Here is a 20,609-nt window from a genome sequence, read left to right on the forward strand (position 1 = left end):
GGCGTCAGGCCGCCGCGCGTTCCTGCGCCGTCGTCGCGCCTTCGACGAGCGCCTTGTGCAGCACGCGCACGGCGGGGTCGAAGTCCTCGACGCCGACGATGAACTGCACGTCCACGTTGCGGATCTGGTGCTGCATCGCGACCATGCCGATCCCCGCTTCCGCCAGCGCCATGAGCGCGCGAGGGACGAGACCCGGCTCGCCCAGATCGCTGCCGATCACCGAGACCATCGCCACCGGCTGCACCGTCACCGCCGCGCCCGGCCACTTCGCCTCGATGTCCGCCACGATCGCAGCCATCTGCGCCGTGTCGGTGCCCGAAAGGTAATGCGTGATCGTGTTGGCGTTGGAGCTCTTGCTGACGATCCAGGCGCCGTGGCGGGTCAGGGTGTCGAGGATCGCGGCATCGTAGCCCTTCTCCCCCACCATGTCCTGCTCGAACACCTGCAGCGCCTGCACCGAGGACAGGCCGGTGACGATCTCCACGCGCGGCGCTTCGGAGACGTAGTCGCCGCAGATCAGCGTGCCGCCGTCGTGCCGGTCGAAGGTGTTGCGCACCCTGAGCGGAATTCCGGACTGGCGCAGCCCCCGCCCGGCACGCGGATGGATCGCCTCCATGCCGAGGTTGGCGAGCTGGTCCGCCACGTCGTAGTTGGTCCGCCCGATCTTGCGCGCCACCGTTTCGCCGACAAGGCGCGGATCGGCGCTGGAGAGGTGGAACTCCTTGTGGATGATCGCCTCGCGCGCGCGCGTCAACACGGCGATGCGCGAGAACGTCATCTCCGAGTATCCGCGCGCATAGCGGCGCACCATGCCGCCCTCGCACCCGGCATAGCCGGTGACGATGGGCATCTGCGTGGCGAGATCGATCGGGCCGAGCGCCTCCTCGATCCGGGCATCGAGGCTGCGCATGTCCTCGTGGTTCCACAAGGTGAGGTCGACGAAGACCGCGTTCACGCCCCGGTCGCGCAGCATCAGCGCGGTAGAGTGCGCCGAATGCGCCTCGCCCAGCCCGGCCAGCATCTCGCGCACGGTGGTCATCTGCTCCTTCAGGCAGAAGCGGCCGTGTGCGCGCAGCCGGTCGAGATCGTCGAGGCAGGTTTCCAGCGCGGCGATGCGCCTGGCCACGAAGGCGTCGGCTTCCTCGCGGCTTTCGGCGCGCGCAAACATCTCGGCATTGCGCGCCCACATCGCGCCCATCACGTCGGCCAGCGCCGAACGCCAGGCGCCGGGCACTTCGTTGCGGATGAAGTGGGCATGGACGCCGGGCCGGCCCGACTTCTTGTGCTCCAGCAGCAGGTCGGTCATCCCGGCATAGGCCGAGACGACGAAGATGCGGTTGTAGAGGTCCGCGCCTTCGCGCCCGGCGATCAGCACGTTGTCGAACACGGTCGAGGTGGCGGCCATCGAAGTGCCGCCGATCTTTTCTACGGAATGCGCTCCGTTCATGCAGGTACTCCTTCGAGGCTGCCCGAAACGGGCGTCACCGGCTTCACATCGCGCGCGGCGATGAAATCCGGGCGCGGGGTGGCAGCGGCGAAGGGTGCCTCCAGCCGGTTGCTCACCGCGTTGTAGACGAGGAACGCATTGGCGCGCGGGAACGGGGTGATGTTGCCGTTGGAACCATGCATCGTGTTGCAGTCGAACACGATCACCGTGCCAGGCTTGCCGGTGGGCGCGACGATGCCCTGACGGTGCGCCAGTTCGGCCAGCGTGTCCTCGTCGGGCACGCCGTATTCCTGCTTGCGCAACGACGCCTTGTAGTGATCGTCCGGCGTCTCGCCCACGCAGGCGATGAAGACGTGCTGCGATCCGGGGATCACCATCAGCGGACCGTTGTTGGGCGTGTTTTCCGCCAGCAGCACCGACATCGACAGCGCGCGCATGCGCGGCATGCCATCCTCGGCGTGCCAGGTCTCGAAGTCGGAGTGCCAGTAGAACTCGCGGCCCTTGAACCCCGGCTTGTAGTTGAGGCGGGACTGGTGGACGTAGACCTCGTCGTCGAGCAGATAGCCGGCGACGCCGGCCAGCCGTTCGTCGGCGGCAAGGCGCGCCATCGTGTCACTCTGTTCGTGAATCTCGAAGATCGAGCGGATTTCGCGGCTGCCGGGTTCGGCAATCACCGTTTCGTCCTTCAGCCCCCTGGGATCGCCAAGCAGGCGCCCGGTTTCCGCCTGGAGCGTAGCCATCTCGGCTTCGGAGAAGACGCTCTCCAGCACGAGATAGCCATCGCGATCGAACTGGGCGATCTGCTCTGCGGTCAACGGCGCGCCCGGCTGCCAGGCGCGGCGGGCAACGGGTTCGCTGCGCGGAAACAGCTGGGGTTCGGCCGCGCTGCGGGTGGGATAGTGGTCGTGCATCGTGAGCCCCCTTTCTCCTTAGTCCGCGAGTGCGGGTTCGCTGGTATCGGCGGGGTAGGCGCCGCTTTCGTCATGCACCTCCCGGCCCGTCACGGGCGGGTTGAAGACGCAGGCGCACACGATGTCCTGCACCGGGCGCACGATGTGCCTGTCGTTGGCGTTGAGCGCATACAGCACGCCTGGCCTCAACTCGTGCGTCAGGCCGGTGCCGAGGTCCTCGATCGTGCCCTCACCCTGCATCACCAGCACCGCTTCCAGGTGGTTCTGATAATGCATATGCAGTTCCTCACCCGCGAACATCGTGGTGACGTGGAACGAGAAGCCCATCTTGTCGTCCTTGAGCAGCAGGCGGTCGGAGTGCCAGCCATTGGATTCGACGTGACGGTCGGACTTGTGGACGTCGTTGAGATTGCGAACGATCATGTGGGTATTCCTTTGAATTTGGAGGGAGTGTTCAGGCGGCCACGCCAATTTTCGGCAGCGCCCGCTCCACCGGGGCGATCGCGGCTGCGACCGCCTCTTCCAGAATGTCGAGCCCGGCTTCGAGCACCGCATCCTCGATGGTCAGCGGGGCCAGTACCTTGACGATCTCGTCATGCGCGCCGCTGGTCTCGATGATCAGGCCCTCTTCGAAGCAGGCCGACGTGATCTGCGATGCGACCTCGCCGCTGCCGACGTTGATGCCGCGCATCATGCCACGCCCGCGCGTGGTCAGGCCATGGCGCTCGGCCATGCGCTCAAGCCGCCGTTCGAGGATGCCGCCGCGCCGCGCCACCGCATCGATGAAGGCCGGGTCGGCCCAGAATTCGCGCAGCGCTGCGGTGGCGGTGACGAAGGCGTGGTTGTTGCCGCGAAACGTGCCGTTGTGTTCGCCGGGGCTCCAGACATCGAGGTCGGGACGCATGAGCGTCAGCGCGAAAGGCAGGCCCATGCCCGAAAGCGACTTCGCCAGGGTGACGATATCGGGCGTGAAGCCCATGTTCTCGAAGCTGAAGAACCCACCGGTGCGGCCGCAGCCGGCCTGGATGTCATCGACGATCATCAGCGCGCCGTGCTTCTTCGCCAGCGCGGCGATGCGGCGCAGCCACGCAGGGCTTGCGGCGTTGAGGCCGCCTTCGCCCTGTACCGTCTCGACAAGAAACGCAGCGGGCGCGTCGAGGCCGCTGGAGGGGTCGGAAAGGCGCTGTTCGAGCAGGTCGGCGGTGTCCACCTCACTCCCGTAATAGCCGTCGAACGGCTCATGGCTGACGTGGCTGAGCGGCACGCCTGCGCCGCCGCGCTTGCCCGCATTGCCGGTGCAGGCGAGGGCACCCAGCGTCATGCCGTGGAAGCCGTTGGTGAAGGCGACCACCAGTTCGCGGCCCGTGACCTTGCGCGCCAGCTTGATCGCGGCTTCCACCGCGTTGGTGCCGGTCGGGCCGGTGAACATCGCGCGATAGTCCAGCCCGCGCGGCTCCAGGATCACGTCCTCGAACGTGCGCAGGAAAGCGGCCTTGGCGTCGGTGTGCAGGTCGAGCGCATGGGTCACGCCGTCATCGGCGATATAGTCCATCAGCGCCGCCTTGAGCACCGGATGGTTGTGACCATAATTCAGCGAGGAGCAGCCCGACAGGAAATCGAGATAACGCCCGCCCTCGTTGTCGTGGAGCCAAGGCCCTTGCGCCTTGCCGAATTGGCGAGGCATCGCACGCGAATAACTGCGCACCCTGGATTCGCGGCGGTCATAGATCTTCGTATCCGGCGCGGTGGCGCTCGGCATGGGAGTCTTCGTCATTTCGGGAGTTCCCCTGTTCAGGTATGGACGGACGGCAGCGGCGCGATGGTCGCCTGCCATTCCGTATCGTGTGCCCCCGCGAAGTGCGCGGCGCGCTCGAAGCGCTTGGATTTCGAGAGGCTGGCGCCACGGCGGCGCGCGAAGGCGCCGAACAGCGCCCAGGAGGCCGGGTTGGCCTCTGTGATCGTGGTGGTCAGCGTGGTCGCGCCCTGTACGGCGGGCAGCGAGACCAGTTCATCCAGCATGCGCCCTGCAAGCCCTTCGCCCCGCGCCGCGGCCGCGACCGCGACCTGCCACACGAAGATGCGCTCCGGATGCGAAGGCGGACGGTAGGCGGAAATCCACCCGACAACCGCGCCTTCACGCTCCCCGAGCACGCAGGTGTCGGCGAAATCGCTGCACTGAAGCAGATTGCAGTAGGCCGAGTTGGGATCGAGCGGCTCGGACGCCGCGATCAGCGCAGTGACGGCAGGCCCGTCTTCGGCAGTGGGCCGGCGCAGGACCGGCGAGGTAGTCTTACACATCGGAATTGTGCCCTCGGGATTCGTCCCGAAGGCGGCTTTACTCATGACTTCATCAAAGATTACTTCACCCTCCGAAGCACATTGGCGTGCTTGGCATTTGCCTCATTATGACTGCTGCTGCGTGATAACATACGGATCGTGCGGTTCATTGCAACCATGTGTCGCTAGATATGTTCCCTTAGTGCGCGTCATTGGAATGCAATATTTCGGATTTAGAAGTATCTTGCGGCTTGGCGCAAAGCCGCAGGAAAGCTAGCTGTCGGGGCATGGACAGCGATCTCACGCCAGCAGCACTTTCGGCCCTGAGAAAAATTCTCGACGCCGCGGATCTGGAGAACCGGAGGATGGCTGCGGCAACCGGATTGACCCCGTCGCAGGCCCTGGTCTTGCGACAGATCGGATCCGGACAAAGCGTGACGCCCAGCGCTGTCGCAGCCGCGCTCCGGTTCGGACAGGCGACGATAACCAACATCGTCGACAAGCTGGCTGCAGCCGGTCTCGTCACTCGCTCTCGCAGCGAGAACGACAAACGCCAGATCCTCGTCCAGGCGACCGAAGAAGGCCTTCAGCGGCTAAACAGTATGCCGTTTCCGTTGCAGATGCGCTTTGGGCGGGGATTCGACAGATTGCCGCGCTGGGAACAGGCCATGATCCTCGCCATGCTCGAACGGATCGGGGCTCTGATTTCAGAAGACAGCGGTTCGGGCCAGGATACGGCGTAGCGCCTAACACCCCGAACATTCACGGCCTAAAGGTCGCTTCCCAAGCTCATGTGCCCATTGAGCAATTTCCCTCTCGGCTCGACCTTCGGCAACAGATGGTGCACAGAGCCGTTGCAGTCTTGCCCGCATGGCCGGTACGAACGGCCCCCTCAGCTCTTACCCGATGGCCGGGAGTAACGACTTGTCCGATCTGACTATTCCCGACGAACTGTGCACCTTCTTCGAGAACTCTCCGGTCGCCCTGGCCTTGGGCAGTCCGGACGCGGACAATCCGCTGATCCTGGTGAACGGCCGCTTTGCGGACCTGACGGGCTATTCGCAAAAGGACCTTGCAGGTCGCAATTGCCGCATCCTGCAGGGGGCGGCAGAAGATCATGAAGCCCGGGCGAGACTGCGCGCTTTCCTGGGCGACGATGCTGCGGCCAATGTGCGCACCCCGATCCTCAACTTTCGCAAAGACGGAACGCCTTTCGTGAACCTGCTTTACATGTCGAGGCTGCGCACTCTTTCCGGGAGGACGCGCTACATTTTCGCGTCTCAGTTCGATGTCAGCCGCGCTCAGCCCGATCGGCTCAGGGCATATGACAGCGACCTTGGCCTGACACTGACCCGCCTCAGCCCGGTGGCTGCCGAGAGCGGCATCATCGTCGAGGGCACCTTGACCACGATCGCGAATTCGGCCGCGACGATCGCCCAGGCGAGGCTGACCCTCGCCGATCTAGACGACGGCGCGATCCTTTGAGCGGCGACGAATGTACCCGCGGCATCCCGATCGTCGGGATCGGCGCATCGGCGGGCGGGCTGGAGGCCCTGCGCGAGATGCTCTCGGTGGCCCGGCTGCCTACGGAAATGGCATTCGTGGTCGTCCAGCATCTCGACCCCAACTACGAGAGCATGCTGGCGCAGTTGCTGGACCGGGCGAGCCCGCTCGACGTGCTCCAGTGCGAGGGCGGCGAAGAAGTTCTGGCAGACCGCGTCTACATCATACCTCCCGGCCGCGGTCTCGCACTGCAGGACGGCAAGCTCCAGCTGACCGATTTCGCCCAGCCGCGCGGACTTCGCCGCCCGATCGACGATTTCTTCATCTCGCTCGCCGCCGAAAAGCAGACCGATGCCGCCTGCGTGATCCTCTCCGGCACGGGGGCCGACGGATCGACGGGATTGCGTGCCATCAAGGAACATGGCGGGGTCTGCGTCGTCCAGACACCGGAAACCGCGCGGTATGACGGGATGCCCGTATCCGCGGTCGGAACCGGCCTCGTGGACTACGTCAAGCAGCCGTCGGAGATCCTCGATTGCCTGAGCGCGTTCTTCGCCCGGCGCCGAGGCGAGCCCCACAAACGCGAAGCCGAACTTGTCGCCGATCATGTCGATGACCTGTGCGCCACCTTGCGCAAGGCCGTTGGCCACGATTTCTCGGGCTACAAGCGCTCGACGCTGGTGCGGCGCGTCGAGCGGCGCATGCACGTGCTGAACATCGATTCGGCCAGCGGCTATTTGCAGCGCGTGCAATCGGATTCAGGCGAATGCGAGGCGCTGTTCCGCGACCTGCTGATCAATGTCACGCGGTTCTTCCGCGATCCCGAAATGTTCGACGCGCTGCGCGAGAAGGTGATCGAGCCGCTGCTGCGCGACCGTCCCAGCGACGACGACATCAGGGTCTGGATCCCGGGCTGTTCCAGCGGGGAGGAGGCGTACAGCATCGCCATGCTCTTTGCCGAGACGGCACGGCGCATGAATTTCGCCAACCCGGTGCAGATTTTCGCCTCCGACATCGACGAGCAGATGCTGCAGATCGCGCGGGAAGGAATTTATCCCGCCTCCGCGCTGGCCGATATCCCTTCGCCCATGCGCGAGCGCTGGACGACGCCGCATGGGGAGAAATTCGCAATCTCGAACCAGATTCGCGACCTTATCCGGTTTTCCAACCACTCGGTTGTAAAGGATCCCCCGTTCTCGCGGATCGACCTTGTTTCCTGCCGCAACCTTCTGATCTACTTCGACGATCGCCTGCAGCAATCGGTGATGCCGATCCTGCATTACGCGATCCGGGAGGGCGGGTACCTGTTCCTCGGCCCCTCGGAAAGCATCGGCCGTTTCGACCATCTGTTCCCGGCTCTGGATCATCACGCCCGCATCTTCGAGCGCGCGCCCGGCACCCCCCGGTACCCGATCGACCTGCCGGGCGGAGAGCATGGCCTTCAGCGTCGCCGCGAGGACAACAGCGATCGGGACGTCCGGCGCAAGCCGTCCGATGCCGGCATAGCCGTCCAGCGCCTGGTCGATCGCTATGCGCCGCCCGCCATGGTGCTCAATCAGGACGGCGCGGTACTTGCCGCCTATGGCAAGCTGAGTCGCTATTTCGATTTCCCGGTAACCCGCACGGGCGGCTCCAGCGCGATCTCGCTGGCCAAGCCGGGCCTGCGCGACGTGCTCGGCCCACTCGTGCGTCAGGCCCGCGATGCCCGCAAGAAGGTGGTGGCGCGCGAGGTGGAGGTGCGTTCGGATTACGGCATCCAGCCGGTCGAGGCGATCTGCGAGCCGTTGCCCGACAATTCGCTGTTGCTGATCCTGCGCGATCGCGGCCCCTTCCAGCGGTTCGACGGGCCGGACTTTACCGAGATCGAAAGCGGCGACGATCACATGGAGGCGCTGGAAGAGGAACTGCGCCTCACGCGTCACAAACTGCGCACCGCGGTCGAGGAACTGGAGACCGCGAACGAGGAGCTGAAAAGCTCCAACGAAGAAATGATGTCGATGAACGAGGAGCTACAGTCCACCAACGAGGAGCTGTCGACCGTCAACGACGAGCTGAAAAGCAAGGTGGACCAACTTACCGTCGCGAACGCTGACTTGCGCAACTTTTTCGAGTCCACCGAACTGGCGGTGATCGTGCTCGACGGGCAGCTTCGCATCCGCAGTTTTACCGAAGCGGCGACTGCCATTTTCCCGTTGCAGCAGACCGATCGGGGGCGCCTGCTGGCCGACGTGGCAACGCGCCTGGACGACAGTACCTACCTTGACGATGCGCGGCGCGTGGCGGGCGGCGGCGAGCCTCTCCATCGCCGGGTTCGCACGCGCGACGGCGGCCGAACCCTGTCGCTGCGCGTTCTGCCCTATCGGACCCAGCACGGAACGATCGATGGCGCCACGCTGGTATTGAGCGACATCACCGTCGCCCTGCTGATGGAAGATGATCTGGCCGCCGAGCGCGAGAGGCTTGATCTGGCCGTGAAGACCGGCGGGATCGGGGTCTGGGAGTATCGTCCAGATGAAGACGACGTGATCCTCGACACCACAAGCCGCAGCCAGCTTTCGTTGCCCGCAAAGGGCTCAGTGAGTCTCGGCGATGTGCTGGCGAAGGTTCACCCCGATGATCGCGCCTTGCTTGAAGACGGCATCGCTCATGCCCTTTACAGCGATCAGGACATGGAAATCGCTTTTCGCGTGTGCGAAGCGGAGGATGCTGCCGCCGCCTGCCGTCAGCTCAAGGCCTACGGCCGGCTCATCGGCTCGCGCCCGCGCCGCCTGGTGGGGGCAACGATCGACCTGACGGCGGAATACGCCGTAGCCGAGACACGCGGCCTCATGCTGCGCGAAATGAACCACAGGGTGAAGAACCTGTTCGCAGTGGTCAGCGGCATGATCGCGGTTGCCGGTCGGTCTCACAACGACGTGCGCAGCTATGGCGCGGATCTGCGCGAACGCATCGCGGCGCTGGGCCGGGCACACTCCCTGGCGTCGCCTTCGGGCGAAGAGCAGCAGACATTCTCGCTTCGGACCCTCATCGAGACGACGACCGCCGCCTACGCTGGGCAATCCGGGATTCTGGTCGAAGGCCCGCAGATCGACATCGATCGCAACTGCCTCTCTCCTCTTGCCCTCATCCTGCACGAATGGACAACCAATGCCGCAAAGTACGGTGTCCTGGGACCGCGCGCGGGAACCCTCCGCGTGCGCTGGACGTTAAGCGCCGACGGAATTGACTTGCTCTGGGACGAAGACGGTGATGACACGATTGATGCGGGCGATGGATCGGGCTTCGGGACATTGCTCGTCACCACTTCTGTCCGTCAGCTTGGTGCCCGGATTTCTCGCGAACTACGCGATGGCCACTTTGCCCTTCGACTGTGGCTGCCTGGCGGTGTGATGGTTCGATGACCGATACCGTACTGATCGTCGAGGACGAGTTGTTCGTCGTGCTCGATCTCGAAGACCTGATTGCCGAAGAGGGTTTCGCTGTCTCCGCACATTGCGGCACGGTTGCCGCCACCATGATTGCGATCGAGCGTCAGAGACCGGTCTGCGCGATCCTCGACGTCCGCCTTCCTGACGGAGAAGTCTTCCCGGCGGCGGATCGCATGCGGGAGATGAACGTCCCGCTTATTTTCCATTCCGGCCACGCTAACGAGAATGCCCTGCGAATTCGCTATCCGGATGCGCAGATTTGCCCAAAGCCCAGTTCTCCTTCTCACCTGCGCGCAGCATTAAAGAAGGCCATCGGCAGAACGGCCTGACAGCGTATATAGGATTGGGGCTAGTTCATAAGACTTCCTCCCCCGAACGTTTTGACCGATGCCTGTCGGGCAGAGTCAGCTTTACGCGACAGTGCGTCAAGTACCGGTCATCTGTTCAGATCGTCAGGACTAGGCATCCAGACCCGCATACTGATCCATTCGCACCTGAACGCTAACCTAACTGACATTTACGCGTGGACGTTGGAATGGCGTATATTGATCTAGAGCACCCCTGCTGGTCCTGCGGGGATATTGCCTGCAAGCCCGAAGCTCGGAAATCCTTATGGTTTTCATATGAGCCTGTGCGGTCGAAGTGGATCCGCAACACGCGATGGGGCGATAGGAAACGCGCGAGTGGCGTGCCAGCGGGAGATAACCGATTTGCGCCAAACGGGCTGCCGCCAGTGTGTCCGAGATGTGAGGCATGAATGGCAGAATGATCATCCAGCTTCCCACTACCTTATTGATGGCCGATGCCCCGCGATGCTTTCGCCAAAATTTGTCTGCCTGAGCGGGCAGGCCGTTATCGCATGCTGCCCTGCCGGGCACCGTGCAGTACGCGCGAAAGCTCATCCACCGAGTAAGGGCTTCGACCAACTGCTCCACGGCGGTGTTATTTATATAACCTTCAACAAGGTTCGCTTCCGGACCCTCATGCTGAATGTTGAGGCACTCGCTGAAACCGCATCTCAGTACAGGCCGTCAGTTCAAACATCGATCAGGTTTCGTGCCCGCATCAGAGCCTCGGGGTCGGGAGCCCTGTCAAGAAAAGCGTGAAAGGACTCCATTGGATCACGGGTGTCGCCGACGCTCAGGATCTCTTTACGGAACCGCTCGGCCAGCCGGGCGTCGAAGATATCGCCTGAGGCTGCAAAAGCCTCAAAAGCGTCCGCGTCGAGCGTTTCGGACCAGGCATAGCTGTAATACGCGCTCGCATAGCCGCCGTCGAAGATATGTGTGAAATAGGGGAGGCGATGCCGCAGACCAACTGCCGGCGGCATGCCAAGCCTTTCAAGCTCAGAATCAACGAAAGCGCGCGGATCTGCAGAAGCTTGCTCGCAGGTGTGAATGGCCAGATCAATCAGCGAGCAACCGATGAGTTCGGTCGTGGCGAAACCCTGTCCGTAGCTGAGTGCATTGCGGATCGCCTCGATCAGCGTCTCGGGCACGCCGAACCCGGACAAGACTTCCTTGCTGACGATCCAGTTTTCCATGAGCTTGCTGGGGAATTCGACAAAATCGCGGGCCACCGCCGTGCCCGACTGGCTGGGGTAGGTCACCCGCGAAAGAAGGCCATGCAAGGCATGGCCGAACTCGTGGAACAGCGTGCGCGCCTCGTCGATCGACAGGCGCGTGGCGCCAGTGTCCGGCGGCGGCGCACCCGCGAAGTTGGCGACGAGGTAGACGACTGGAAGCACTTCCCCGTCCATCGCTTCCTGCACGCGCAAAGTGCCCATCCAGGCCCCGCCGTGCTTTTCCGGCCGGGCAAGATAATCGGTGAACAGCAATCCTACAGGGCCAGTTGCCTTGTCTCGGACCTCCCAGGCCCAGACATCGGGATGATAGCCGGGGATGTCCTCGCGGCGCGTGAAGCTCAGTCCGTAAAGCCTGGCAGCCGTATCGAAGGCCGCCTGCCGGACAGCGTCCAGACGCAGATGCTTCGCCACCGCGGCGCCGTCCAGGGCATAGCGGGAACGGCGCACCTGCTCAGCATAGAAGCGCCAGTCCCACGCCGCGAGTGTGAAGGCGCCGCCTTCGGCATCGATCAGCGCCTGCAGCTCGGCCGCCTCCTCCGCAGCGCGGCGCTTGCCGGGCTCCCACAGCTGCTCCAGGAGAGCAAGCGCGGCGGCAGGCGTGTGCGCCATGCTGTCCTCCAGCGCATAGTGCGCATGGTCGGCGTACCCGAGCAGGATTGCCCGCTCGTGCCTGAGCGCCAGGATTTCAGCGATGATGGGCCAGTTGTCATGTTCCCCGCCATTGCAGCGCCCGGTAAAGGCGCGCCACAGCTTTTCCCGCAAATCGCGGCGCGTGGAAAAGCTCAGGAAGCTTTCGTAGTCGGTGCGATCAAGGGTTACGTGGAAGCGGCCCGGAGCGCCTGCTGCTGCTGCCCGCGCGGCAGCCGCGTCACGTTGGGAGGGAGGCAGCCCTGCGAGGTCATCCTCGCCAAGGTCCAGTATCCAGTCGGCAGTCGCCGCCAGGACGTTATGGCCGAACTTCACGGAGAGATCTGAAAGTCGGGACTGGATTGCGGCAAAGCGTTCCTTGTGCTCAGCCCCCAGAGCCGCACCGCTTCGCCGGGCGCCGGCGTAACTGGATTCGACCAGGCGCACCTGCGCCGGCGTCAGGCCGGCATCATGGCGTGACGCGTGGACTGCAGCGATGCGCTTGGCGAGCGCGGCGTTATGGTTGATCACGGTGGAATGAGCACTCAGCAGCGCCGAGACCTCGGCCTCGATAGCGCGGATGCCCGCCGCTGCGTGCGCTGAGGATAGCGTCCAGAACAGGCGGCGGACCCGGCCAAGCGCTTCTCCCGACCGCTCCAGAGCAGCGATGGTGTTCTCGAACGTCGGCGTTTCTGCCTGTTCCGCGATCCTGGTCACTTCCGCGCGGTGCCATGCGGCCGCGACCTTCAACGCGGGCAGGAAGTCCTCCGCCCGCACCAGCGCAAACGGCGGGGCGCCGAGCGGGCCGTCCCAGGGACGCAGAAGCGCATTTGTCAGATGATCATTCAACGGACTGGACCTCGTCGGTGTATACGTCGAAGCGCGCCAGGGTCGCTGGCCCGAACGCCGTCGTCAAGGCAACGTCGGTAGCATCGCGGCCGCGCGCCATCAGGATGCGGCCGATACGCGGTTTATTGTGGCGGGCATCATGGGTGTACCAGCTGCCATCGATGTAGACGTCGAACCAGGCGCTGAAGTCCATCGGCGCGTCTGCGGCCGGCACCCCGATATCACCCAGGTAACCCGTGCAGTAGCGCGCGGGAAGGTTCATGCACCGGCACAGCGTGATGGCGAGATGCGCGAAATCGCGGCAGACGCCCTGACGCTCCTGATAGCCGTTCCAGGCCGTCTTGTCGGGCCGGGCATAGTGGTAACCGAATTCAATGTGCCGGTGCACGAAATCGACGATCGCATCCACGCGGTCGCGGGCATTGCTGTAGTGGCCGAAGTTACTCCAGGCCACGTCCATGAGCCGGTCGGTTTCGCAATAGCGGCTGCCCAGCAGGAATGGCATGACGAAATCTGGAAGGTCCTCGACTGGCATTTGCGGGCCGTTGGCAGGACGAATGTCCGGCTCGCCGTTGTCTTCAATGACGAATTCGCAGGACAGGGTCACGCCGCCCGGTGGTATGCTGAGGCGCGTCGCGACGTTCCCGAAGACGTCCTCGAACTGATAGAGAGGAATGTCGGGATCGGCCAGCAGGCGCTGGGGCGTGCGCAGGTCCTGGTGGCGCGAGGGGTGAAGGCTGAGCATCGCCATCATCGCCGTCTTCGTTTCGGTTTCAAATCGGATATCGTAGCCACAGCGGATCAGCATGGGTGTCACTTTCCTGAAGCGCCGGAGCGGCGGCTGTTTACGGCGCCATGGCCGAACGACGGGAACTGGTCGGGATCGGCCCGGTGGACATCGACGGTCACGTCCATGCCGAGGAAACTGGCGGGCAGGCCGAACCAGGTGCCCGACAGCGGCAACGCCTGGTAGGGATCGCGCGCTACTGCGACACGGATGAGCCCGCGATTGCCGATGATGCCGTTGGTGGGATCGAACTCGACCCATCCGGAGCCGGGCAGGAAGATGCGGACCCAGGCATGGGTATTGCCCCCGCCGACGACGCCCTCGGACCGGGACGGATTGTAGACATAGCCTGAGACGAACCGGGCCGCGAAGCCGAGCGCGCGAACCGCTTCGATCATCAGCACGGCAAAGTCGCGGCAGGTCCCTTGACGCTTCTTCAATGTGTCGATCAGCGTCTGGGTGCCCTTTTCATGACGCGGGACATAAGTGAAGTCCCGCTTGATGCTGGTCGCCATCTCGGTCAGCAGGGAAATAGTCCCGGTGCTTGCCTCGTCCTTGAGGAAAGCGCGCGCCCAGTTGTCGACAATGCGCTCAGGATCGAGGTGCTGGCGCTCAATCGAGCGCAGCAGGTCGGGCATGTCCTCTGCCGAATAGGTAAAGGGAAACAGGCGCGCATAATTCTCGACGTCCACCTGCGTCTGGGCGAGCGGAGCATGCTCGAGTGTCGTCTCGCTGGTAATCGTCAAGCCTGCCGTGCGGCGCTCAAACGAGGCGACGGCAACGGAATTGCCGAATACGTCGTGCAGCCAGCGCAGTTCATTGGGCTCAGGGTCGATGATCAGGCGCGCGGACAGCAATCGCTGGTCAAACGCCTCGCGCGGCCGCATCATGATGCGATGTTCACCGAGCGAGACAGGCTGCTGGTAGCGATACAGCGTCGTGCGATGGATTGTCAGCAACGGCATGGTGGAACGTCCTGATGGCCGGGCGCGCAAAAGGAAGCGTGCTGGGTCCGCAAGACCCCGAGCCGTTTGGTATTTTCAACGTGGATGGACGCTCACCGTTCCTGCTGATCGGCGATCATGCAGGATCGACGGTTCCATTTCCCTTGCAATCACTTGGTTTGCAGCCCGATGATTTCAGACGACACATAGCGATCGATATCGGGGTATTCGGCCTCGGCCAGGCTCTGGCCCTCCTGCTGGATGCGCCTTTCGTGCATCAGCCCTACTCGCGCCTGGTCATCGACTGCAATCGCTCGCCCGCACGGCCTGATGCCATCCCGGAGGTCTCGGATGGCACCCCCATTCCCGGAAACCGACATCTGAGTGACCGGGCCCGCGATGCCCGGTCCGCCGCGATCCACGGGCCGTATCATGCCACGATCGCGGCGCTCCTTGATACCCGGCTTGCTACCGCCAAGGAGACGGTCCTACTGTCATTGCACAGCTTCACGCCCGAAATGGACGGGATGAACCGGCCTTGGGACGTCGGGGTCCTGCACGGTTCGGGACGGCCTGGGTTCGCCCACGCGCTGCGCGATGCACTCGCCGATCAGGCAGACCTGATCGTTGGCGATAACGAGCCTTACGCCATGGACGAGACCGACTACACGATCCCTTTCCACGCGTTTGCGCGGAACCTGAGCTACGCCGAGATCGAGGTGCGACAGGACCTTGTCGGCAACCCGTCCGGACAAGAAGCGTGGGCGACGCGTCTGGCTGACGCGGCACGACGAGCCGCTGAATTATCGTCGATACGTGACGGCTCAGGGAAAGAGCCTCCTGCTCCTGGGCAAGAACGCATTCGGGGGCACATGGCTTGACGGGCAACTCCTGAACGAGACGGCCCTCATCGCATCAATCCTGCACTCCTCAGCGCATCTTCGATGACCTTGCGCACGCCGGCGGTGCGATGCGCATGCTGGTCATGGATAAAGGGACGGCGCGCGAAGATCTGCGGCATTGCATTGCCGACCAGGTCATTAGCCGGTTCCTGCTCGCGCGGCGCGGGCGCAGGCTTCGTTACAATACTGGCAGCCCTTCTCTCGCTTGCCTGAGCCAGTCCCCAGAAGCGGCAGATGAGCTGGGTCGAGGATATCTTCGCCTCCAGCATGTAGGCACCGCTGGCTCCGCAACCCTCTTCGCTCAGGGTGTCGAGCGGAGTGCCGTGCCCCATGCCGTGGATGGCGTATTCCTCGATCACCTCGCGGCCGGATGCATCGGTCCAGGCACGGCGGGTATGGGCGCCGATAGTCTCGACATGATCCGGTGCCGTTCGCGCACCGTGCAGGGGGCGCCACTGGTCGATGATGGCCTGGGCATTGCCGTGCCTCACTGTCGCATCGGCAGTACCATGCCAGATTGAGAGCGTGGGCCACGGTCCCGCGTGGTCCGAAGCATCGCGAACCCGAGCCGTCAGTTCCAGGGCGCTCGGCATGCCGTGTCCGCGCATCCGGTCGAATGCCTGCGAAACCGTGGCGGCGCTTGCGTAGGGCAGGCCAGCGATGATCGCGCCGCCTGCGAACACTTCCGGATAAGCGGCAAGCATGACCGCGGTCATCGCCCCGCCTGCCGACAGGCCGGTCACGAACACGCGGGCCGGGTCCAGTCCGTGCCGCGCGGTGACGGCGGCAACCATTTGCCGGATGGAATACGCCTCGCCTGCGCCCCGCCGGTTGTCGCCCGGCGCGAACCAGTTGAAGCACAGGTTTGGGTTGTTCTGGCGCTGCTGCTCGGGGAATAGCACGGCAAATCCGTACCGGTCCGCCATGTCCGACCATCCTGCGCCGATGTCGTACCCCCCGGCATTCTGCGTGCAGCCATGCAGGACGACGACCAGCGCGGCGTTGGCCCCTAGAGTATGCGGGATGTAGACGAATCCGCTTAGTCCCCCGGGGTTTGGACCGAAATCGGACAGCGGCGTCAGCCGGCTGCTGGTTGGGATAAAGCCATTTTCGGCTCTCGCGGCGCGCAGGGCTGCGAGCCGGCTGATCGTGTCGGATATCTTGCGCATGCCAGTTCCTTCGGGTCAGGGCCGCTGTGCGGCTGTGTGCGCCAATTTATGCTGCACTGCACAATAATTGGAGGAGAAACGGACGAGCGCAAGACGTGATGCTGCAAAATTAGCCTGCGTTAAGACGTTTGATCAGCTGCGAGGACGCGGCGTCGGCAAATGGTTATCGCGCTCGCGAAGGCCGATGCGCCGCGCTGAGGCATCCGAGCCGCGTTGCTCACCGAGCGCCTGTTCATCAAAGCCGGCCCCCAGCGCCTTCCCGCGAATGCCACGGCGCCATCTAACCTGATCTCCTACACATTGCGATCCGGCCTTCGAGCCTCCCGAGATGACCCCGCGTTCGTGGTTGAGCTGCGTGCGAACGCTCGCGCACCTTGGGGTAGGTGGCACCCAACGCGGGATCAGGGCCAGCCGCCAACAAGCCGGCGCTTGCGCAAGGCAAGGACGCGCCCGTCTATGTCCTTGCACAGCTTCGACATCGAGGACTTGGAGATCCCGGTCATGCCCATCGCCTGCACCGGTTCGGCGAGGCGGCGGGTGCTGACGCTGGCGATCCACTCCTCCTGGATCGCTGCGAACAGCGCCTTCCCCGCAGTCTTGCGCGGCTTCAGGAAGCCGGGACAGCAGGCACCGCGCAGGGACCTTGCGGTTCAGGGCGGAGCCGATTTTACCGCTGCGCAGAGCGTGTCGGAAAAACCGGGCCGCGAACCTGCATCCTTGCGGCATCGAAGGGCCTCTGCCGAGAGACGATTTGCTCGTAGGATCCGCGCAGCCAGGTATCTATTTCATGAGGATCGAGGATCGTCACCATCGCCTTGGGGTGGATCGGTTCAACCAGCGAATTGGCATTGCAGGTCACCATGGTGAAGCCATTTCCCTGCTCCGTGTGCTGCCAGAACCCGGCCACGGCGAAGACAGGTTGATCCGTAACCGAAAACCACATCTCGCCTTTAAGCGGCGGCTTGCCGTCGCCAAGATCGTGCTTTTGCGGCGTAAATTCGCAAAATTCGGTAAGAGGCACCACGCAGCGGTTTTCCGGGCGCTCGGCGAGCCTCTTCCACTGCGGCAACGACAAGTTGCGCACGTTGGTCATCGGATACGGCGCCTTGCCCCCCAGGACGTCCCAATTCATTATGTCCCATGCCCGCACCCCGTCCTGTTCGCGGATGACGTACGCCCTTCCCTTCGGCCGAAGCTCTTGAGGATCGAAGCGGTTGTCGCGCGGGCGCTCGCTGAAGAGCTCGGCGACCGATCCCCAGATCGTCTCGATCTCGCCTTTCATGCGAGCGCGGTTGCACATGGATCAACTCCTGTAAGACGATAGCTTTCTATATGGCGGGCACTGGTCCCTGCCATACTCGCATTTCAAATGTTGCCCTGTTCTTCCATCGGAACCTCGTCGCCCGGCGCGAAGTAGAGCGCGGCGCATTCCGCCCGCAAGCATCCGCCTTCGAGAGCAAGGTCGTCACGAAATGCGTCCTTGATAAAGTCCATCGTGTCGAGGTGACGATCCTCGAAATACATCTGGTGAACGTCGCCGCGACCCGCGCCATAGACTATGCGACCGACCTTGGCCCAGATCGAGGCCATCGTGCACATTCCGCACGGCTGAAGGGTCGAGTAGAGCGTCGCGCCGCGAAGGTCCATGTCGCCATGCGCCGGCCCTGCTCCGCGGAAAGCCACCATTTCGGCGTGGGCGGTGGCGTCGCAAGTCTCCTCAGTCTCATTGACTGCCCGGGAGAGCTCGCGGCCATCCAGCACGATGATGGCCGCAATCGGGGTGTCCTGCGGGGTTGTTCCTTTCGTTTTTGCCAATTGAATGGCTTCACGCATCCAAGCTCTGTCGTTGTCGTCTATCATTGGGGATCAAGCGCCCGCAGGTCGCAGGCCGGCTCCGGCGGTACTCGAAGCTGCCGGCTCGTCACGGGAGTAGGTCCCGATCAGCAAGCCGGCGGCGAGGAGTTTGCCCTGTATCGCATCGAGAAATGCGGAGCGGCCCGGGTTGGCTTCGAGGACCGGAACCTGGGAGAGCGCAAAAAGCTGGAACACGTAGTCATGTGCGCCGTGGCCCTTGGGAGGATCTGGTGGCAGCCAGCCTTCGGCTAGATAACTGTTTCGGCCTACGTCGCTGCCGTCCGCTGCGCCATTCCCGTCGGGCATGATCGCACCCTCGGGCAGCCCTCCAACATCGGGCGGGATATTCCAGACAAGGCCATGCACCAGGGGATTGGGGGCCGGTGCATCGGGATCCTCGACAAGTAGCGCCAACGATGCTGTCCCTGCCGGGAGAGGCCCCCAGCTCAGCGGCGGTGAAACGCCCTCCCCGTCGGCGGTAAACCTGATCGGGAGGCGCTGACCGTCCGCGAATGCGGGACTCGAAAGCGGAAAGAGCCTGTCGCCCATGTCTTCGCGCACGATTGCCAGTTTCGAGTGTCCGGCACGGACATCCTTGAGCAAGCTCCCCAGCCAGGCAGGTACGTGTTCGAGCACTTCGTCATCCTTTCCTCATCGGGCGATGAGACTTCCTGCATCTTCGATGGTTCGCTGCATGCGGCCCCTACATCAGACGAACAGGCTCCGTTGCCCGGTCTGCGTGGACCGTCCGGTCATGCCTTTGCAGGTAAGCATCAACATGTGCGACAAACGCGCTTTTGAACGCCACGAGATCAACAGTGCGCCAGGAAACCTCGTCCCTTATGCCTTCGATCCGGCCGATCAGAACGTCCTGGTCTCGGCAGTACATGATCGGCGTCGTGAAGCCGCGATGGTGCAGGCGATTAGCGGCAACCAGGAGGGAGTTTTCAATTTCAGGCATCGCTTCGGTAACGCACAAGCGTAAGGATGGTCGCAAGGGGCATCCGAATTTACTGACGATGCACGGATTCTTCTCCTGCTCCAGCAAGCGTGCTGGATGTCGCAGGCGCCGATCTGATCGCAAGGTCCGGTATCGTTATCACGACTCTGTCGGCGCCCTATCTTCGTACCGCCCGGCAAGGCGCAGCTGACGCACGATCCCATTAAATGCCGCAGTCACACCCTGGGCTCGTCCGATCTCGTTCTCCTGGCGCGCCGCGTCCCAGTACAGTTCAAGCGGCCAACGCTCGCGGCAATGAGGAGGAAGACAGCGAATCGCCAGGCGGACGCCCTTTACCGGCGGCAACACCAAGCCCGCGAGATCGATTGCGCAGCGCTGGAGGTTCTCCTCGGTCACGATGACGCTGCCCTGGCTGCGGCTGCGCGTAAACTCATCGAAGTCGTCAGACATCCGCATTCTCCCTTGGCCTCCCCCTCCGCAGGCGGCATTTTTGTTATGGCCGATTTAGGCAGCTACTGCCCTGAAAGTCTTTGGTGCCAGGCCAGCATAGTGGCAAAATTGGACGGTTCCGGCCTGCCGTCTCACAGCCGGTAGGCTTGTCTCAGTCGGTCGATTGCGACTTCCTTGGTCATCGCTACTCCGAACCGCTTGGGAACGAAGTCATCCTGCGCGCCAACCCTTCGACAAAGGCCTGCATATCTGCGCTGATAGCATCCGGGATGCTCATAGCTTGCCTCGGGGCTCAGCAATTGTAACATCCGCGCGACATCGTTGCAGTGCTTCTTCACATCACGGCTATCGACCTTCTCTCCTTGCGCCTGACGGCGGCTGAGGTCGATCCAGGCACGAGCCTTGAAGGGAATCATGCCGGCTTCGTCCAGAACCGGGATCCCGTCCAAGGGACGCGCCATCGTTTTGAGGAAGGCATAATAGTCGTCGTCCAGCAGGATCGCGGACAGGCTGGCAGCTTCCTCGGCAATGGGGATCGGCGTGAGGTGGCTGCCGGAGGCCAGTTCAAAGCCATCCGGGAGATTGGAAAACAGCTCCAGCATCGCGGGATACCCATCTTTGGCGGGTTTTGCGAAGCGATACAAGATCCGCGCACCTTCGGCGCGCTGCTGGACTTCATAACCTGATGTCTCGACAAAGGCCATGAAGGCTGCGGAGAATGCCGGGTCGAGCGCCTCGACGATCAGCACGATATCCAAATCCCTGGTCGCGCGAAAATCGAGGCCGGCATCGTCCATGATCAATTCGCATGCTGCGCCTCCGATCAGGACATACTGATGTTCATGAGCCGCAAAATGGGCGCGGAAGCGATCGACGCCAGTTACCATTCAAAAGGTTCCAAAAGTTGCTCGGCTG

General features: G+C 63.4%; 20 protein-coding genes and 1 pseudogene. 5 read left to right on the plus strand and 16 right to left on the minus strand.

The annotated features are described in order from the left end of the window. Positions 1-4: 4 nt before the first annotated feature. The 5 genes from HWN72_RS29510 to ectA are packed head-to-tail and all read right to left on the minus strand — an operon-like array spanning position 5 to position 4,656. Positions 5-1,447, minus strand: coding sequence for an aspartate kinase (locus HWN72_RS29510; RefSeq protein ID WP_211152170.1), 1,443 nt, complete (start codon positions 1,445-1,447; stop codon positions 5-7). Next, positions 1,444-2,358 carry an ectoine hydroxylase gene (gene thpD / locus HWN72_RS29515; RefSeq protein WP_008829159.1) on the minus strand — a complete coding sequence of 305 codons (915 nt, stop codon included), beginning with the start codon at positions 2,356-2,358 and terminating at the stop codon, positions 1,444-1,446. The genes HWN72_RS29510 and thpD overlap by 4 nt, the downstream gene beginning before the upstream one ends. Before the next feature lie 18 nt (positions 2,359-2,376). Next, entirely contained in the window at positions 2,377-2,781 is a 405-nt protein-coding gene (locus HWN72_RS29520) for an ectoine synthase (RefSeq protein ID WP_211152171.1), read from the minus strand. Between the two features lie 31 nt (positions 2,782-2,812). Next, a complete protein-coding gene (gene ectB, locus HWN72_RS29525) occupies positions 2,813-4,132 on the minus strand; it encodes a diaminobutyrate--2-oxoglutarate transaminase (protein WP_211152172.1) in 1,320 nt (439 codons plus the stop codon). Between the two features lie 17 nt (positions 4,133-4,149). Further along, the gene (gene ectA / locus HWN72_RS29530) at positions 4,150-4,656 is read right to left on the minus strand and encodes a diaminobutyrate acetyltransferase (protein WP_211152173.1); all 507 of its coding nucleotides are present in this window, start codon (positions 4,654-4,656) and stop codon (positions 4,150-4,152) included. Between the two features lie 266 nt (positions 4,657-4,922). Between ectA and HWN72_RS29535 the strand changes: the two genes are divergently transcribed. The 4 genes from HWN72_RS29535 (at position 4,923) to HWN72_RS29550 (ending at position 9,895) form a co-directional block, all read left to right on the plus strand. Further along, complete coding sequence (locus HWN72_RS29535) at positions 4,923-5,378, plus strand: MarR family winged helix-turn-helix transcriptional regulator (RefSeq protein ID WP_211152174.1); 456 nt, start codon at positions 4,923-4,925, stop codon at positions 5,376-5,378. A 163-nt stretch (positions 5,379-5,541) separates the two neighbouring features. Then, positions 5,542-6,120, plus strand: coding sequence for a PAS domain-containing protein (locus tag HWN72_RS29540; protein WP_069710071.1), 579 nt, complete (start codon positions 5,542-5,544; stop codon positions 6,118-6,120). Next, a complete protein-coding gene (locus tag HWN72_RS29545; protein WP_248006457.1) occupies positions 6,117-9,539 on the plus strand; it encodes a CheR family methyltransferase in 3,423 nt (1,140 codons plus the stop codon). The genes HWN72_RS29540 and HWN72_RS29545 overlap by 4 nt, the downstream gene beginning before the upstream one ends. Then, entirely contained in the window at positions 9,536-9,895 is a 360-nt protein-coding gene (locus HWN72_RS29550) for a response regulator (RefSeq protein ID WP_069710072.1), read from the plus strand. The genes HWN72_RS29545 and HWN72_RS29550 overlap by 4 nt, the downstream gene beginning before the upstream one ends. A gap of 707 nt (positions 9,896-10,602) precedes the next feature. On the opposite strand, the gene HWN72_RS29555 is transcribed toward HWN72_RS29550, so the two are convergent. The 3 genes from HWN72_RS29555 to HWN72_RS29565 are packed head-to-tail and all read right to left on the minus strand — an operon-like array spanning position 10,603 to position 14,379. After that, positions 10,603-12,627: a M3 family metallopeptidase gene (locus HWN72_RS29555; RefSeq protein ID WP_069710073.1), complete on the minus strand. Its 2,025-nt coding sequence runs from the start codon at positions 12,625-12,627 to the stop codon at positions 10,603-10,605. After that, the gene (locus tag HWN72_RS29560) at positions 12,620-13,435 is read right to left on the minus strand and encodes a transglutaminase family protein (RefSeq protein WP_069710074.1); all 816 of its coding nucleotides are present in this window, start codon (positions 13,433-13,435) and stop codon (positions 12,620-12,622) included. The genes HWN72_RS29555 and HWN72_RS29560 overlap by 8 nt, the downstream gene beginning before the upstream one ends. A 5-nt stretch (positions 13,436-13,440) precedes the next feature. Next, the gene (locus HWN72_RS29565) at positions 13,441-14,379 is read right to left on the minus strand and encodes a transglutaminase family protein (protein WP_069710075.1); all 939 of its coding nucleotides are present in this window, start codon (positions 14,377-14,379) and stop codon (positions 13,441-13,443) included. A gap of 14 nt (positions 14,380-14,393) precedes the next feature. Here HWN72_RS29565 and HWN72_RS29570 point away from each other — a divergent pair, with 14 nt between their 5' ends. Next, complete coding sequence (locus tag HWN72_RS29570) at positions 14,394-15,239, plus strand: N-formylglutamate amidohydrolase (RefSeq protein ID WP_051211442.1); 846 nt, start codon at positions 14,394-14,396, stop codon at positions 15,237-15,239. A gap of 26 nt (positions 15,240-15,265) precedes the next feature. On the opposite strand, the gene HWN72_RS29575 is transcribed toward HWN72_RS29570, so the two are convergent. The 8 genes and pseudogenes from HWN72_RS29575 to HWN72_RS29610 all read right to left on the minus strand — a co-directional run bounded on the left by HWN72_RS29575 (position 15,266) and on the right by HWN72_RS29610 (position 20,581). Further along, complete coding sequence (locus HWN72_RS29575) at positions 15,266-16,429, minus strand: PHB depolymerase family esterase (RefSeq protein WP_008829146.1); 1,164 nt, start codon at positions 16,427-16,429, stop codon at positions 15,266-15,268. 364 nt (positions 16,430-16,793) lie between these two features. Continuing rightward, positions 16,794-17,061: pseudogene (locus HWN72_RS29580) on the minus strand (transposase); the annotation flags it as partial. Between the two features lie 35 nt (positions 17,062-17,096). Further along, entirely contained in the window at positions 17,097-17,729 is a 633-nt protein-coding gene (locus HWN72_RS29585; protein WP_008829144.1) for an SOS response-associated peptidase family protein, read from the minus strand. A 65-nt stretch (positions 17,730-17,794) separates the two neighbouring features. After that, positions 17,795-18,289, minus strand: a complete 495-nt coding sequence (locus tag HWN72_RS29590; protein WP_211152175.1) for a nucleoside deaminase — start codon at positions 18,287-18,289, stop codon at positions 17,795-17,797. Positions 18,290-18,295: 6 nt separating this feature from the next. Continuing rightward, the gene (locus tag HWN72_RS29595) at positions 18,296-18,919 is read right to left on the minus strand and encodes a YbhB/YbcL family Raf kinase inhibitor-like protein (protein WP_211152176.1); all 624 of its coding nucleotides are present in this window, start codon (positions 18,917-18,919) and stop codon (positions 18,296-18,298) included. 67 nt (positions 18,920-18,986) lie between these two features. Continuing rightward, positions 18,987-19,244, minus strand: a complete 258-nt coding sequence (locus tag HWN72_RS29600; RefSeq protein ID WP_156800036.1) for a hypothetical protein — start codon at positions 19,242-19,244, stop codon at positions 18,987-18,989. Positions 19,245-19,382: 138 nt separating this feature from the next. Next, on the minus strand, positions 19,383-19,694 hold the full coding sequence (locus HWN72_RS31465; protein WP_231958412.1) for a hypothetical protein: 312 nt from the start codon (positions 19,692-19,694) through the stop codon (positions 19,383-19,385). Between the two features lie 131 nt (positions 19,695-19,825). Continuing rightward, positions 19,826-20,581 carry a hypothetical protein gene (locus HWN72_RS29610; protein WP_008833389.1) on the minus strand — a complete coding sequence of 252 codons (756 nt, stop codon included), beginning with the start codon at positions 20,579-20,581 and terminating at the stop codon, positions 19,826-19,828. Positions 20,582-20,609: the final 28 nt, after the last annotated feature.

It is taken from the genome of Novosphingobium sp. HR1a (assembly GCF_015594425.1).
Taxonomy (GTDB): Bacteria; Pseudomonadota; Alphaproteobacteria; order Sphingomonadales; family Sphingomonadaceae; genus Novosphingobium; species Novosphingobium resinovorum_A.

What these genes read in the sequence shown, in the direction of transcription:
- HWN72_RS31465 (WP_231958412.1), bottom strand. Translation starts at nt 19,694, where the DNA reads ATGTCTGACGACTTCGATGAGTTTACGCGCAGCCGCAGCCAGGGCAGC.
- HWN72_RS29565 (WP_069710075.1), bottom strand. Translation starts at nt 14,379, where the DNA reads ATGCCGTTGCTGACAATCCATCGCACGACGCTGTATCGCTACCAGCAG.
- HWN72_RS29575 (WP_008829146.1), bottom strand. Translation starts at nt 16,429, where the DNA reads ATGCGCAAGATATCCGACACGATCAGCCGGCTCGCAGCCCTGCGCGCC.
- HWN72_RS29560 (WP_069710074.1), bottom strand. Translation starts at nt 13,435, where the DNA reads ATGCTGATCCGCTGTGGCTACGATATCCGATTTGAAACCGAAACGAAG.
- HWN72_RS29610 (WP_008833389.1), bottom strand. Translation starts at nt 20,581, where the DNA reads ATGGTAACTGGCGTCGATCGCTTCCGCGCCCATTTTGCGGCTCATGAA.
- HWN72_RS29600 (WP_156800036.1), bottom strand. Translation starts at nt 19,244, where the DNA reads ATGCCTGAAATTGAAAACTCCCTCCTGGTTGCCGCTAATCGCCTGCAC.
- HWN72_RS29520 (WP_211152171.1), bottom strand. Translation starts at nt 2,781, where the DNA reads ATGATCGTTCGCAATCTCAACGACGTCCACAAGTCCGACCGTCACGTC.
- ectB (WP_211152172.1), bottom strand. Translation starts at nt 4,132, where the DNA reads ATGACGAAGACTCCCATGCCGAGCGCCACCGCGCCGGATACGAAGATC.
- HWN72_RS29540 (WP_069710071.1), top strand. Translation starts at nt 5,542, where the DNA reads ATGGCCGGGAGTAACGACTTGTCCGATCTGACTATTCCCGACGAACTG.
- HWN72_RS29510 (WP_211152170.1), bottom strand. Translation starts at nt 1,447, where the DNA reads ATGAACGGAGCGCATTCCGTAGAAAAGATCGGCGGCACTTCGATGGCC.
- HWN72_RS29590 (WP_211152175.1), bottom strand. Translation starts at nt 18,289, where the DNA reads ATGATAGACGACAACGACAGAGCTTGGATGCGTGAAGCCATTCAATTG.
- HWN72_RS29585 (WP_008829144.1), bottom strand. Translation starts at nt 17,729, where the DNA reads ATGTGCAACCGCGCTCGCATGAAAGGCGAGATCGAGACGATCTGGGGA.
- HWN72_RS29535 (WP_211152174.1), top strand. Translation starts at nt 4,923, where the DNA reads ATGGACAGCGATCTCACGCCAGCAGCACTTTCGGCCCTGAGAAAAATT.
- HWN72_RS29570 (WP_051211442.1), top strand. Translation starts at nt 14,394, where the DNA reads ATGGCCGGGCGCGCAAAAGGAAGCGTGCTGGGTCCGCAAGACCCCGAG.
- HWN72_RS29550 (WP_069710072.1), top strand. Translation starts at nt 9,536, where the DNA reads ATGACCGATACCGTACTGATCGTCGAGGACGAGTTGTTCGTCGTGCTC.
- thpD (WP_008829159.1), bottom strand. Translation starts at nt 2,358, where the DNA reads ATGCACGACCACTATCCCACCCGCAGCGCGGCCGAACCCCAGCTGTTT.
- ectA (WP_211152173.1), bottom strand. Translation starts at nt 4,656, where the DNA reads ATGTGTAAGACTACCTCGCCGGTCCTGCGCCGGCCCACTGCCGAAGAC.